Source organism: Stenotrophomonas sp. BIGb0135 (assembly GCF_024810105.1).
GTDB classification, from domain to species: Bacteria; Pseudomonadota; Gammaproteobacteria; order Xanthomonadales; family Xanthomonadaceae; genus Stenotrophomonas; species Stenotrophomonas maltophilia_AB.
Genome location: NZ_JANUDX010000001.1, coordinates 236,108 through 251,170, shown reverse-complemented (window position 1 = coordinate 251,170; position 15,063 = coordinate 236,108). Strand labels below are relative to the sequence as shown.

The 15,063-nt window shown below is 68.9% G+C and carries 8 protein-coding genes; 1 reads left to right on the top strand and 7 read right to left on the bottom strand.

Translation table 11 applies throughout. The features are described 5' to 3' along the window. Positions 1 to 6: 6 nt before the first annotated feature. The 4 genes from M2421_RS01060 to M2421_RS01045 form a co-directional block, all read right to left on the bottom strand. Positions 7 to 2,631 carry a glycoside hydrolase family 3 protein gene (locus M2421_RS01060; protein ID WP_259203520.1) on the bottom strand — a complete coding sequence of 875 codons (2,625 nt, stop codon included), beginning with the start codon at positions 2,629 to 2,631 and terminating at the stop codon, positions 7 to 9. Between the two features lie 71 nt (positions 2,632 to 2,702). Further along, the gene (locus M2421_RS01055; RefSeq protein ID WP_259202671.1) at positions 2,703 to 4,394 is read right to left on the bottom strand and encodes a glycoside hydrolase family 43 protein; all 1,692 of its coding nucleotides are present in this window, start codon (positions 4,392 to 4,394) and stop codon (positions 2,703 to 2,705) included. Then, positions 4,394 to 6,376: a sialate O-acetylesterase gene (locus M2421_RS01050; RefSeq protein WP_259202669.1), complete on the bottom strand. Its 1,983-nt coding sequence runs from the start codon at positions 6,374 to 6,376 to the stop codon at positions 4,394 to 4,396. Before M2421_RS01050 ends, M2421_RS01055 begins: the two co-directional genes overlap by 1 nt. Next, complete coding sequence (locus tag M2421_RS01045; protein WP_259202668.1) at positions 6,373 to 8,469, bottom strand: alpha-glucuronidase family glycosyl hydrolase; 2,097 nt, start codon at positions 8,467 to 8,469, stop codon at positions 6,373 to 6,375. Before M2421_RS01045 ends, M2421_RS01050 begins: the two co-directional genes overlap by 4 nt. A gap of 126 nt (positions 8,470 to 8,595) precedes the next feature. Here M2421_RS01045 and M2421_RS01040 point away from each other — a divergent pair, with 126 nt between their 5' ends. After that, on the top strand, positions 8,596 to 9,651 hold the full coding sequence (locus M2421_RS01040; RefSeq protein WP_259202667.1) for a LacI family DNA-binding transcriptional regulator: 1,056 nt from the start codon (positions 8,596 to 8,598) through the stop codon (positions 9,649 to 9,651). 17 nt (positions 9,652 to 9,668) lie between these two features. Here the strand turns inward: M2421_RS01040 and M2421_RS01035 are convergent, their stop codons facing one another. The 3 genes from M2421_RS01035 to xylA are packed head-to-tail and all read right to left on the bottom strand — an operon-like array spanning position 9,669 to position 15,027. Further along, positions 9,669 to 12,230 carry an exo 1,3/1,4-beta-D-glucan glucohydrolase gene (locus M2421_RS01035; protein ID WP_259202666.1) on the bottom strand — a complete coding sequence of 854 codons (2,562 nt, stop codon included), beginning with the start codon at positions 12,228 to 12,230 and terminating at the stop codon, positions 9,669 to 9,671. Between the two features lie 5 nt (positions 12,231 to 12,235). After that, complete coding sequence (locus tag M2421_RS01030) at positions 12,236 to 13,690, bottom strand: sugar porter family MFS transporter (RefSeq protein WP_259202665.1); 1,455 nt, start codon at positions 13,688 to 13,690, stop codon at positions 12,236 to 12,238. 2 nt (positions 13,691 to 13,692) lie between these two features. Continuing rightward, entirely contained in the window at positions 13,693 to 15,027 is a 1,335-nt protein-coding gene (gene xylA / locus M2421_RS01025; RefSeq protein ID WP_259202664.1) for a xylose isomerase, read from the bottom strand. Positions 15,028 to 15,063 lie beyond the last annotated feature (36 nt).

Genomic DNA, 15,063 nt, shown 5'->3' with positions numbered 1-15,063 from the left:
CGGGAATCAGTCACGCGCCGCCTCCACGGTGAAGCGGCCCTGCACGCGGGCATCGGCGCTTGAGCCGCCTATCCGCACTTCGTAGGCCCCCGGTGGCACCACATAGGTGCCGCGCGCGTCATCGTACTGCCGCAGCGCCTGGTGCGCGTCCAGCGCGAATGCCACCGTGCGCCGCTGGCCAGGCGCCAAGTGCACCCGCTGGAAGCCGCGCAGCGTCTGCTGCGCATCGCCGGCCCCGGCCGCCAACCGCCGCACATACAGCTGCACCACTTCATCGCCCGCGCGCTCGCCGGTGTTGGCCACCTCCACCTCCACCCTGAGCGCGCCATCGTCGGCGATGCGGGGCGAATCGAGCCTGAGCGTTGCGTAGTCGAAGCGGGTATAGGACAGCCCGAACCCGAACGGATACAGCGGCGTGCCGCGGAAGTAGCGGTACGTGCGGCCTTCCATCGCGTAATCGTCAAACGCGGGCATCGCCTGGTCCGCGGTGTAGAACGTGACCGGCAGGCGGCCGCCGGGATTGACCTCGCCGAACAGCGCTTCGCCGACGGCGGTGCCGCCGCGTTGCCCGGGATACCAGCTCATCAGGATCGCCGACAGATTCGCCTGGGCCCACTCCACCGCCAGCGCCGACCCGCCGGTCAGCACCATCACCACCGGCTTGCCGGTGGCGTGCAGCGCCTCCAGCAGCGCCCGCTGGGTGGCGGGCAGGCGCAGGTCGGTGCGGTCACCGCCGGCGAAGCCCGGGTAATTGACCGTCATCTCCTCGCCCTCGACGTCGCCGGTCAGGCCGCCGACGAACACCACCACGTCCGCGCTGCGGGCAGCATCGAGCGCCTCCTCGAACGGTGGCTTCGCACCGGGCATGCGCCAGCCCAGCCGCACGCCTGCGTCACGCTCGGCATCGAAGTACTCCAGTTTCAGGTCGTAGGCACGGCCTGCCTGCAGGTCCAGGTCCACCCCATCGCTGCGCAGGCGATCGCTGCGGGTCCAATGATCCAGCACCCGCTTGCCATCCACGTACAGGCGGAAGCCGTCGTCGGCGGCGGCCTCGATCCGGTAACGGCCCGATACCGGCGGCAGCAGTTGGCCCTGCCAACGGATACTGAAACCATCGCCGGGAATGCCCTGCCCCGGCGCCGCTTCCCCGCGCGCCAACAGGTTGTCGGTCGGGGAACCGCGGTCCCAGCGGAAGCCGATCTGGGCGTCGGTGCGGACCAGCGCGGGCGTCCCTGAGAGATCGGGCGTGCGGAAGTACTGGCCGCGCAACCCGCGTTCCGGAGAGTCGGCCGAGGGCCGCAGGTACGCCGCCTCGATGAGCGGCGTCGCACCGGGATCATCGCGCCCCTCGACCAGGTCCACGCCGCGCGCGTACCGCACCTCGACACCCTTGGCCGCCTCGCGGATGCCCTGCAGGAGGGTCACCGGTGCCGCCGGCGTGCCGAAGTAGTTGCCCAGCAGCGCCATGCTGTCGTCGGCCGTGGGGCCGACCACGGCAATGCGCTTGAGCGTGCGTGACAATGGCAGCACGCCGTCGTTTTTCAGCAGCACCAGCGATTCCCGTGCAGCCTTCAGGGCCAGGGCGTCATGTGCCGGGGCCTGGTTCACCGCCGCAGGGATCCGCGCCCAGCGCACGCGCTCGGGCGGATCGAACATGCCCAGCCGCATCCGTGCGGTAAACAGGCGCGTCACCGCCGCGTCGATCTCCGCTTCACTGATCAGGCCCTGCTGCACCGCTGCCGGCAGCGTGGCGTATTCCTGGCCGCACTCCAGTTCGGTCCCGTTCTTGACCGCCAGCGCCGCGGCGGCCTCGCGGGTGGGCACGATCTTGTGGTGCTTCCAGATATCGACGATCGCCCAGCAATCCGACACCACGTAGCCCTTGAAGCCCCAGTCGCGGCGCAGCACGTCGCGCAGCAGGAACCGGCTGGCGCTGGCGGATTCGCCGTACACCCGGTTGTAGGCCCCCATCACCGCATCCACCTGGCCCTCCTTCACCAGCGCCTCGAAGGCCGGCAGGTAGGTGTCATACAGGTCGCGCTTGCTGGGGCGCGCATCGAAGTGGTGGCGGTCGGCCTCGGGGCCGCTGTGCACGGCCAGATGCTTGGCGGTGGCGTCCAGCTTGCGGTACACCGGGTCGTCGCCCTGCAGCCCCTGCACGAAGGCAACGCCCATGCGCGCGGTGAGGTACGGGTCTTCACCATAGGTTTCCTGGCCCCGCCCCCAGCGCGGATCGCGGAAGATGTTGATGTTCGGCGACCAGTAGGTCAGCCCCTGATAGCGGCCATGCGATCCCTCGCGGATGAACTGGTGATGCTTGGCCCGCGCCTCGTCGCTGATGGTAGTGGCCACCTGCCCCATCAAGGGCACGTCGAAGGTGGCGGCCAGGCCGATGGCCTGCGGGAACACCGTGGCCTGCCCCGCCCGCGCGACGCCGTGCAGGCCTTCGTTCCACCAGTCGTAGGCCGGTACGCCAAGACGCTCGATGGCGGGCGCGGCGTTCTGCATCTGGGCGGCCTTTTCCTCCAGGGTCATCTGCCCCACCAGTGCCGCGGCCCGGGCTTCAAAGCTGGCCGACGTGTCCAGCCACGGTTGGGCATCGGCTGCATGACCTGCGGTGGCCATCGCCATCGCGGCACACAGCGCCAACGTACGGAAGATGGGGGCGCGACGGCGGCTGCACAGGTAAGGCGTACGCATCATCATTTGCTCCTCAAGGCACGCTCGTCGCGCGCGAATGGTCCCAGCAGGGCGCCGACGAAGCCGCCTGCGCGATCCGTACTCAATACCGTTCCGTCCACGTCGCCCGCGAGCGTCTGCCAGCCACGGCCATCGCCGGTATCGAACGCGAACGCATAGCGGCCCCCGTCACCGCCGATCTTCAAGCCCAGTGACGTGGACGCGGCCACGTCGCGCGTGGCCAGGGTGCGGGTCGCACCGCGACCGTCGCGTGTTTCGAGGAAGATCGCCACGCGATCGCCGCCCAGGCTGCGCACGCCGAGGAAATACCAGTAGTCCTCGTTCTGGAACGCTGCAAGGCCGGCCGCCACGCCCGTCGCCGGGCGCGTCATGGCGGTGCTGGCCTCGAACCGCAGGTGCTGCTGGCGACGCCCGAGGAAGGCCGGGTTGCGCAGCGTGTCCAGGTTCTCCGCCAGCGGATGCACCGCCAGGGCGCCCGGCCGCAGGCCCAGGTCTGCCCATGCCTGTTTGGGGACCCGTACCCGCAGCCAGCCGGTGCCGAGTATCGGTGCATCGAAGTCGTCGCGATCGACGAAGTTGCCGGTGGCAGGCGCCTGCGATGCCTCGCCCTGCATCCACGACGGCGCCTTGACCGCGTACGGGATGGCCTGCTCGGCCGGCAGGATCACCGGCCAGCCGTCACGCCATTGCACCGGCAGCAGATAGGTTTCCCGCCCTGTGTTGTAGTGCTGCGTCTGGTAATTGCGACTGGCAAGGAACACCGCCCACCAGGAGCCGTCCGGACCTTCCACCAGATCGGCATGCCCCGCGTTGGTGATCGGCAGCGGCCGGTCGTCGGGCAGGTCGCGCTGGGTGAGAATCGGATTGCCCGCATACGGAATGTACGGCCCCCAGACATCACGGCTGCGCAGGACCACCTGGGAATGCTGCGGCCCGGTACCCCCTTCGGCGTCGGAGAGGTAGTACCAGCCATCGCGTTTGTAGAGGTGCGGGCCCTCGATCCAGATCGGGTTCTTTGCGGGCTTCACGCCGGCGTCGATCAGCACCCTGCGCGGGCCTACCGGCCTGAAGGTGGCCAGATCGAGCTGCTGCATCCAGATCGCGCGGTGCCCCTCGTAGCGCGGCGGGCCCGGGGGCGCATCATTGTTGAGCAGGTAAACCGTGCCGTCGTCATTGAAGAACAGCGAGGGATCGATGCCGTCGACGCCTGGCAGCCAGTGCGGGTCGGACCACGGGCCCGCCGGATCGCGCGCGGTGGCGATGAAGTTGCCACCGCTGTCGACCGCCGTGGTGACCACATGGAACACGCCATCGTGGTACGTGATGGCCGGCGCGAAGATGCCGCGGGACACGCTCAGGCCATCGAAGTCCAACTGGGTGGGACGCTCGATCACGTTGCCGATCTGCTTCCAATGCACCAGATCAACGCTCTCGAACACCGGGATGCCGGGAAAGTAGGTGAAGCTGGAATTGACCAGGTAGAAGCGACCGTTCGCGCTGACGATGCTCGGGTCCGCGTGGAAGCCGGCCAGGATCGGGTTGCGGTAGTGCCCGGCGGGCAGTGGCGTTGCAAAGGCCGTATCGTGCCCCGCGTACTCGAACCAGTCGAAGTAGACCGGTGGCGCGGGCGCGGCGCCCAGCGGTTGCACCAAGGTGGACAACAGCACGACCAGCGTGGCGAGCAGCAGACGCATCAAGGCACCTCTACAGTGGTGAGGGACAGCTCGAACGGGCCCGCCGGCGCACCACTGCTGTCGCGCAGCGTACAGACCGGGCCATCGGCCCAGCAGTAGCGCACGCGTGCGCCAGGGCTGGGCGGCGGGCCGTGCAGGACGACGTCACGCCCGTCCAGTACCGCATCGGCATAGGCACAGTGCCGCGCACCGGCATCGCAGACCTCGAAGCCGATCGGGCCCTTCGCACCGGTGGTGATCAAGGTGCCGGTGACGCTGTCGAACGCGATCCGCACGCCGGCTTCGGTGCGCGACGCCTGGCGGGGCGTGGGGCCGGACGCGGCGACGGACCGGTCGCCGTAGACCACATGCCGGGCCGCCCGCGCCAGACGCCGGCCGAGTTCCTGTTTGTTGGGCGGATGGATGTCGTACGCGTCGCCGATGTCGATGGCCAGCGCGAGCCTGGTATGCAGGTCGTCCGCCGCGACCCGCCGCTGCGCTTCGCGCACCTGTGCCCAACCACTGTCGCCGGGCGCACTGGGCGGCTGGCCATAGCCGGCCAACTGCACCACCAGCAAGGGCATGTCGGCACCGAAACGCCCGCGCCAGTCGTCGCGCAGGCTGCGCAGCCGCGCGGCGTAAGCGGCGCCGTCGCCGGTATTGGATTCGCCCTGGTACCACACCATGCCGCGCAGGCCATAGCGGCCCAGCGGCGCGATCATGCCGTTGTACAGCGTCGACAGGCCCGTCGCGGCGTGCCACGGCGCGAGTGGCGGTGTCGATGCAGCGGGGGCCACCCGGTACTGCCACGGCGAGTCCAGGGCGATCCGCGTGCCATCGTCCAGTCGCACGCTGTGGGCATGTGCAGGGCCCGCCAGGCCGCCGTCGCCGTACGTGTCGAGCACGTTGATCACGACCGTATTGACGCCTGCCTTCAACAGACCGACGGGCAGCGGATACGACCGCGCCTCGCCCGGACCGTACTGGCTGCCCACGGCCACGCCGTTCACCCAGGTCAGGTCGGTCTCATCGACGGCGCCCAGTTCGAGGCGCGCCCCCTGCCCCGCCTGGGCGGCGCTCAGGGTCACCCGGGTGCGGTACCAGACCATGCCGTTGTACTCGGAAAGCGCCGGCACGCCCCAACGCTCCCAAGCCCCGAGCCCGGGCGGTGCGTCCTGCCATCCCGTGCCGCCTGCGCCGGGTTGCCACGGCGTGTCGCCGCCGATGGCACCCTCGCGCCCCGTCCACCACTGCTGCCACTGCCGACCCCATCGGGCATTGGCCGCAACAGGATCGCTGGCATACAGCGCGAGCACGTCCAGCGCCGGGGCCATGCCACCCTGCGTGCGCAGGGCCTCGGTGCTGGTCCAGGCCTCGATCCGCGACCCGCCCCACGCCGACTGGATCAGCCCCATCGGCACGCGGACGGTCTTCTGCAGCTCGAGTGCGAAGTAGAAGCAGGCGGCGGAAAAATCGCGGACCGTGCCCGGCGACGCGGGCTGCCACGACACCGGCGCGGCGAACGCGGGTTCGGGCGTCAACGCGGCCGCCTTCGGCACGGTGAACAGGCGGATGTCCGGCCGCGTGGCAGCGGCCAGCTCGCTATCTGCGTCAAGCGTGCGTCGCACGGGAAGTTCCATGTTCGACTGCCCGGCACACAACCAGACATCGCCCAGCAGCACGTCGCGCACGGTCTGGGTGGCCTGCCCTGCCAGCACCGTCATTTCGTGAGGTCCGCCAGGTGGGGCGGGCCTGAGTGTCGCCTGCCAGTGGCCTTGTGCGTCCGCGCGGGTAGTCAGCGCCTGGCCGGCGAATGTCAGGGAAACCGTGATGCCGGGGGCCGCGTTGCCCCAAACGGGAATGGGCTGGTCGCGCTGCAGGACGGCGTGGTCCTGGAACAGCGGATGCAGCAGCGGCGTCGTTGGTTGCTGCGCCATGGACGGTGCAGCGCCGTGCCCCAGGGCGATGGCCAACAGGCCGCCCAGCCACCAGGTTCTGTTCATCGCCCATCCCCCGGCGCAGAGGGGAACTGCAGGGCTTCGTACCAGGCCAGCGGATGTGGCGGCGCGGCTTCGCCCGCCGGCAACGGCAGCCCGCTCACCGACTGGAAGTAGGCCACGCTCGCATCGCGCCACCACTGTGCTTCGCGCCGCTGGATGCGGAGGAAGGCGGCGACCTGCGCGTATCGTTGCCGATCCACCCTACCCTGCAGGCTGTCCCAGGTCGCCTGCATGGCCTGCACCTGGCTTACGCCCTGCGAATAGCGCCCGACCAGTTCGTTCCACAGTGTCCTGCCGGAGGCCATGCGGTGATCCCAGGGCACGTGGTGGAACCACAGCAGCAGCGGCTCCGGCACCCGCGCCGGATCCCCGTACATGGCAGCCACCCCGGGCGCGTACTGGCCCACCGCATTGCTGCCACGGGCGGTCCGGTCGAAGCCGATCCCCGCGCGATCGGCACGGTGGTAGTACACCGACGTCCAATCCGCGCGCGGGCCGCCGTCCACCCAGGGACCGGGCCCGTAGTGGTGCCCGCGCGCCATCAGGTGGTGCAGGCCCAGCGGGGTCATGTAGTTCACGGCGGCCTCGCGCGAGGCCATCATCATCCCGACGATGGGTTGCACCACCTCCGGATCCGGCGCGAATGTCATCGCGGCCCAGTCCGCCGCGATGGCGCGGGCGGCGTGCTGCGGGTCCCATGCAAGCCTGCCGAACGCGTACCAGTTGGCCTGATCGAAGTGCGACCCGCTCCAGGTGGCGTCCGCACCGACATTGGCGACGCCGGCCATGCCACTCAGGGCCTGCGCAACCGTGGCGCCCCCGCGACCGCCGCGGGTGTCGGCACGAAGCACTTCCTCGTACAGCGGCCCCAGGTACACCAGGTGCGTGGCGAAGCCGAGATACTCCTTGGTGATCTGCACTTCCATCATCAGCGGCGTGCGTGGCATGGCTCCGAACAGCGGATGGAAGGGCTCGCGCGGTTGGAAATCGATGGGCCCGTTCTTTACCTGCAGGATCACGTTCGGGAGGAACGCACCGTCCAGCCCGGCGAATTCGGCGTATGCCTGCGTGGCGCGGTCTGCAGGCACATCGTGTGCATAGACGAAGGCGCGCCACATCACCACCCCGCCATGCGGGGCCAGTGCAGTGGCCAGCAGATTGGCCCCGTCGGCATGCGAGCGACCGTAATCCTGCGGGCCAGGCTGCCCTTCGGAATTGGCCTTCACCAGGAAGCCGCCGAAATCCGGAATGCGCGCGTAGATGTCGCGGGCCTTGTCGCGCCACCAGCGTTGTACCGCCGGGTCGAGCGGATCGGCAGTGTCGAGCCCACCCAGTTCGATGGGGGCGCTGAAGCGCACGCTCAGGTACACGCGGATGCCGTAGGGCCGGAAGATGTCCGCCAGCGTGGCCGCTTTGTCGAGATACGCCGGCGCAAGGCTCTGCGCACTGGCATTGACGTTGTTGAGCACGGTGCCGTTGATACCCACCGAGGCGTTGGCGCGCGCGTAGTCGGTGTAGCGTGGGTTGCGCCACTCCGGCAGCGTCTGCCACTCCCACAGCGATCGCCCGGCGTAGCCGCGTTCGACATGACCGTCGAGGTTGTCCCAGTGGTTGAGCACGCGCAGCCGGAGCCGTGGCGACTCGCGCACGTCCAGGCTGTCCAGTGACGCGCCCGTCTGCAGCAGTCGCAGCAGGTGGAACACGCCATACAGCACCCCGATATCCCGGCGCGCCGCCACCAGAACGACGTCGCGCCCACCCATCCGGGTGCGCCTGAGCAGGTAACCTTCGTCGCCCAGCGATGCAATCTCTGCCCGGAACGGGGCGATCAACGTTGACGACTGCGGTGTACCCAGCACCAGCGACGCCTGGCTGGCGTCACCCTGCATCCGTGGCGGGCTGCCGGTAAGCCCGGTGAGACCACGCCTCAGCTCCTCGCGCGCGGCACGCTGGGTGGGTGTCTGATCGGGCGCCGCTACGTCCGCGAGGCGCGCGTGGCAGTCGGCCGCGAGTGCGGGTTCGAGCGGGACGTAGCGCATCCAAAGTGCATAGCCATCCTCGGCGCGTGCCTCGCCCATGCAGCCCAACAGGACCATCGCGGCACCGAGCATCCAATGACACCGCTCGACACCCGAACGCGGCCGCAGCACGGACCGCAAACCTTGTAAGCTCCGGACGTGCTTTGGATGCGACAGCGTCACAAAGAAGAACGGGAGCACGGAGTGGACAAGCCGAAGAAATCGGTCCGCCGCAAGACCAGCGGCGTGACGATCGACGAGGTGGCGGCGTTGGCCGGCGTGTCGCCGATGACCGTGTCGCGGGCGATCAACCAGGGCAAGGTGCGCGATGCCACCCGTGAGCGCGTGATGCGCGCGGTGCGCGAACTGGGCTATACGCCCAACCTGGCGGCCAGTTCGCTGGCGGCCGCGCAGCACACCCGCATCGCGCTGATCTACACCAATCCCAGCGGTGCCTACCTCCGCGAACTGCTGGTGGGCTTGCTGCGTGTCGCGTCCAACGCTGCCATCCAGCTGGTGGTCGACTACTGGGATGACCTGGACCCCGCCGCCGAGCGCAAGGCGGCGCGGGCCCTGGCCGGCCGCGTGGATGGCGTCATTCTGCCGCCGCCGCTGTGCGAGTCGCAGCCCGCCGTGACCGAGCTCGTCAGGGCCGGCATCCCCGTGGTCGCGATCGCACCGGGCCACCTGGGCAGCGCCATCTCCTGCGTGCGCATCGACGACCTCCAGGCCGGCAAGGAGTTGGCCGAACACCTGATCCAGCAGGGCCACAGCCGCATCGGATTCATCCGGGGCCGCAACGACCTCAGCGCAAGCGCGCGGCGCTACGACGGCTTTGTCAGCGCCCTGCAGGACGCCGGGCTGCAGGTCGACCCCGGCCTCGTCCAGCAGGGGGACTACACCTACCGCTCGGGCCTGGCCGCCGCCGAGAAGCTGCTGTCGCACCGCCGGCCACCGACCGCGATCTTCGCCAGCAACGACGACATGGGCGCCGCCGCGATTTCCGTCGCGCACCGACGCGGCCTCGAGGTACCCCGCGACCTCTCGGTGGTGGGCTTCGATGACACCTCGGCCGCAACCACCGTCTGGCCCGAACTCACCACCATCCACCAACCGATCGCCTCGATGGCCGATGCCGCCATCGATATCCTGCTGCGCGCCATCCGCCGCAAGCCCGACGAAGCGCGTGCACTGACCGATCACATCATGCCCCACCGGTTGGTGGTGCGCGACTCGGTCGCGCAACCGCCCAAGCGCTGATGGCGCACGACGCAGGGTCACGCGCCCGGGCATGCGACGGTGGCCTCCGCTTCGTTCAACGCGCCCAGCGCGACGCGTGATACCGAGAGCGTCATCACTCCCGACGTGCCGATGGACCACGGGCGATCCAGCTTGCCGACGTCCGCGCCTGCCGCCGCCAGGCACTTCAAGGGCACGCCCACGCGGGTCCATTGGCCCACGGGCAACGTGGCCAGTGTCGGCCCGAGCGCAACCCGTGCCGAGCAGCCCGTGCCACAGCCCACCGACAGCCACGCCTCGCCTCGCGGCGCGGCGTCCACCCGCAGCGTGGTCAACAGCATCAGGTCGCCGTTGCTCTCGCGCTGCAGGTCCAGCGGCGTGTGCGACTGCAGCGCGACAATCGCCTCACCCTTGCCCGTCCAGGCGAGGCGGCGGCCGTCTTCCTGCGCCAGGTGATCCACGCCGGTGACCGCCAACAGGCCGCCCTCGAGGGACTCCGGCACCTTGGTGACGGTCACGCCCTGCCCCGTGCTGCCCTCCAGCCGCAGGGCCATGCCGGCGCCGGCATCTCCGCGCGCGAAGAACACCCCGGCGGCGCCTTCGTTGCCGGTAACGCCGGAGACCTCCGGCAGCGCGGCCAGATCGCCGTTGTCCTTGTAGGTCAGCCCGAAACCGAACGCGAACAACGGGGCGTAGCCCTTCTGCCCGACATTGTTGGCGTACTGCGTCGCCGTGCGCGGCCAACTGAAACTCAGCTTTCCCTTGACGTCGTGCTGCACGCTGCCGTCCGCCCCGCGCAGCAGCACATCGGCAATGCCGGCACCTTCCGACCCGGGCAGCCACGCCGCCACGAACGCATCGGCGGCATTGATCTCGCGGTTCACCCACAGCGGGCGGCCACTGAGGAACACCGCGACCACCGCAATGCCGTCGGCCTTGAGCCGCTTGATCAGGGCAAGGTCGGTGTCGTCGCCCGGCTTGTACGCGAGGGTGGGCAGATCGCCCTGGAACTCCGCATACGGGTTCTCGCCGAACACCACCACGGCGACGTCCGGCTTGGTCACGTATTTCCCATCCACCGCAAGCTCGGCGTGGCCGCCCGCGACGTTTACCTGCTGCGCAATGCCCTCGTAGATCGTGTCGGCATTCGGGAAATCCTTGCGGGTGGTGCCGGTGCCCTGCCAGTTCAGCGTCCAACCCCCGGACTGTTTGCCGACATCGTTGGCGCCGTCACCGGCCACCAGGATGCGTTGCGTCGGCGACAGCGGCAGCACGCCGCCCTGGTTCTTCAGCAGCACCAGCGACTCGCGCACCGCCTGCCGGGCAACCTCACGATGCGCCGGCGCGCCGATCAGCGCGAACTGGCCGCCGACCGCGCGCGACGACGGTTTGCCTGCCTCGAACAACCCCAGCCGCATCTTCACCCGCAGGATCCGGCGCACCGCATCGTCCAGGCGTTGCGCGGAGAGAGTGCCGTCCTTTGCCGCCGCCAGCGTGGTCTCATAGAAACCCTTCCAGCTGTCCGACGCCATGGCCATATCCAGGCCGGCGTTGATCGTGGCCGGGCAATCGGTGGTGGTGCAGCCCTTGACCTGGCCGTGGCCGTTCCAGTCGCCCACCACGAAGCCACCGAAGTGCATGCGACCCTTAAGCGCATCGGTCAGGTACGGCTTGTGACCGTGCATCTTCTCGCCATTGACGCTGTTGAAGGACGCCATCACGGTCTGCGCGCCCGCGGCGATGGCCGGCGGGTAGCCGGCGGCGTGGATGCGCACCAGCTCGGCCTCGCTGATCCGGGTATCGCCCTGGTCCTTGCCATCGGTGGTGCCGCCGTCACCGAGAAAATGCTTGACCGAGGCGATCACATGGCGGCCATCCAGGAATGCAGGCGAGCCGACCTTGCCCTGCAGGCCCTCGACCATGGCTCCCGCATAGCTGGCCACCACCTCGGGCGATTCGGAATAGCCCTCGTAGGTACGCCCCCAGCGATCGTCCTGCGGCACCGCCACGGTGGGCGCGAACGCCCACTCCATCCCGGTCGCACGGGTCTCCAGCGCGGTGACCTCGCCGATGCGGCGCAGCAGGTCCGGGTTGCGGGTGGCGCCCAGGCCGATGTTGTGCGGGAACAGGGTCGCGCCGATGATGTTGCTCTGCCCGTGCACGGCATCGATGCCGAAAAGCACCGGAATCGCCTTGCCGCCCTGCGAGGTATCCATCGACGCCTCGTAGAACGCATCGGCCAGCGCCAGCCATTGCGCAGGCGCGGCGTCGTAGCGGCCGCCCGGGTCGGAGTTGCCCCCGGCCAGGATCGAGCCGAGCCGGTACTTGCGCAGGTCATCCGGGGTGATGCTGGCAATATCGCCCTGCACCAGCTGGCCCACCTTCTCCTCCACCGTCATGCCGGCCATGAGGTCGGTGATGCGCTTCTCGAGCGCGGCGTCCTCGGCCAGCGGCCAGGCCACCTGCGGCCACGGCTGCGGCTCCGGTTCGGCCACCGCCGCTGCAACGGGCGTGTCATCGTTCGCGCAGGCAGCCAGTGCCAGCAGCAGCGCGGTCAGCAAGACGCCACTGCAGGCGCGCGCAAGGCGTCGATTCGTCATTGTGTTCATCCTTCCATCTGCTCCAGTTCCTTGCCCTTGGTTTCGTGCACGTACCGGAGCACGAAGAAGACCGAGAGGATCGCCGCCACCAGGTAGATGCTGTAGGTCGCCGCCAGCCCGATGCCGGCCAGCAGGATGGGGAATGTCACCGTGACGGCGAAGTTGGCGGTCCATTGCGCGGCACCCGCCACGGCCAACGCCGAGCCACGGATCTGGTTGGGGAACATCTCGCCCAGCATCACCCACATCACCGGCCCCCAGGAGAGGTTGAAAAACACCACGTAGGCATTGGCCGCCACCAACGCCAGCGTGCCCATGCCCCCGGGCAGGTGCAGGCGCCCGTCCACCAGCGAACCACTGGCGAATGCCACCACCAGCAGCGCCAGCGACACCGCCATGCCCGCCGAGCCGACCCACAACAGCGGCTTGCGCCCGATACGGTCGATCAGCAGCACGGTGACGATGCAGGCCCCGATGCTGAGCGCACCGGACAGGACATTGATCAGCAATGCATCGTTTTCGGAGAAGCCGACCGCTTGCCAGAGCACCGCGCCGTAGTAGAACACCACGTTGATGCCGACCAGCTGCTGGAACGTAGCCAGGCCGACGCCGACCCAGATGATCGGGCGGATCCTGCCGGTGACCGTGTTGCGCAGGTCTGACAGTCGCGGGCGATGGTGGTCGGTCGACAGCGAGGCGTCGATCTCGACCAGCTTGGTCTGTGCCCCGGCAGCGCCGAACAACCGGGTGAGCACGACCAGCGCCGCCTCCTTGCGGCGCTTCGCCACCAGGTAGCGCGGGCTCTCCGGAATGGTCAGCAACAGCACCAGGAACAGCAGCGAGGGCAGCGCCTGCATCCAGAACATCCAGCGCCACGCCGCGTGCCCGCCCCACAGCGCCTCGGTCGAGGCGCCGGCGGTGGCCGCCAGCAGATAGTTGGACAGGAAGGCGACGGTGAGCCCACTGATGATGGCGATCTGCTGCACCGTGGCCAGGCGCCCGCGGTAGCGCGCCGGCGCGACTTCGGCGATGTACGCCGGCGAGATCACGCTGGCCGCCCCCACCGCAAAGCCGCCCATCACCCGCGCAACGATGAACATGGCCGAGGACGACGCCGCACCCGCGCCGATCGCCGACAGCAGGAACAGTATCGCCGAGATGATCAGCACGTTGCGCCGCCCCAGGCTGTCGGCCAGCCGGCCGGCGCTGAACGCACCGACCGCGCAGCCCAGCAGCATCGAGGCGATCTCGAACCCCTGCATCCACTCGCCGGACCTGAACGCCTGGTGCAGGCCGTCCTGGGTGCCGTTGATCACGCCGCTGTCGAACCCGAACAGGAATCCGCCAATCGTCGCCACCACGCTGATCAATATGATCAGCCGGGTGTTCTCGCCGCCGCTCATCGCCTGGTTCACTGCTGTGCTCCTCCCCGGTTCGGTGTCATCGCTGCGCGCGCTCACGCTCAGCGCAGCAGGTACTGGTTGAGCAGGTTCTCGTAGCGCTCCTGCTTGCCGCTGGCCTGCGCAGGCTCCCCGGCCTTGCTGGCCAGCGACACCAGGTCGGGCAGGCCGAGTGCGCCGTTCTCGAAGTCCTTGCCCGCGCCGCTGTCGAAGCTGGCATACCGCTGCGTGCGCCACTGCTCCCACGGCGAGTCGGTCAGCAGCCCGTGCGCCACTTCCAGCCCGCGCGCGAACGCATCCATGCCGCCGATGTGGGCGATGAACAGGTCCTCCATGTCGGTCGATTCCCTGCGCAGCTTGGCGTCGAAGTTCAGGCCGCCCTCCAGCCCGCCCTGCCGCAGTACCACCAGCATCGCGCCCACGGTGTCGTACAGGTCGGTGGGAAACTGGTCCGTGTCCCAGCCGTTCTGCCCGTTGCCGCGGTTGGCATCGATGCTGCCCAGCAGCCCGTGGTCGGACGCGACCTGGAGGTCGTGTTCAAAGGTATGGCCGGAGAGCGTGGCGTGGTTCGCCTCGATATTGAGCTTGAAGTCCTTGTCCAGGCCGTGCGCCTTCAGGAAGCCGGCCACGGTGGCGCTGTCGAAGTCGTACTGGTGCTTCATCGGCTCCATCGGCTTGGGCTCGATCAGGAAGTTCCCCTTCAGGCCGATGCTGCGGCCGTAATCGCGGGCCATGCCGAGGAACCGCGCCAGGTGGTCGACCTCGCGCTTCATCTGCGTGTTCACCAGCGAGGCGTAGCCCTCGCGACCGCCCCAGAACACATAATGTTCGCCGCCCAGTTCCACCGTCGCCTCCAGCGCCGCCTTCACCTGCACCGCCGCACGCGCCACCACCGCGAAATCGGGATTGGTCGCCGCGCCGTTCATGTAGCGCGGGTGCGAGAACAGGTTGGCCGTCCCCCACAGCAGTTTCACCCCGGTTGCGTCCTGGCGTGCCTTGGCCAGGCCCACCATGTGCGTCAGGTTCTTCTCGTACACGCCGACATCGTCGGCATCCGGCGCCAGGTCGATATCGTGGAAGCACCAGTACGGCACGCCCAGCTTGGTGAAGAACTCGAATGCGGCATCCACCTTCGCCTCGGCGGTCGCCATGGGCGAGCCGACTTCCCAGGGGAACTGGCGGGTGCCCGGACCGAACGGATCATGCCCGGCGTTGCAGAAGGTATGCCAGTAGCAGGCCGCGAAGCGCAGGTGGTCCTGCATCGTCTTGCCACCGATGACCTTGGTCGCGTCATAGACCTTGAAGGCCATCGGGTTGTCCGAGCCGCGGCCTTCGAAGGGGATGCGGCCGATGCCGGGGAAATATTCCTTGGCGCCGATGAAGGGCTGATTGCTCATGGTGCGTCTTCCTGTCGTTGTGCGGGGGTCGCGTAA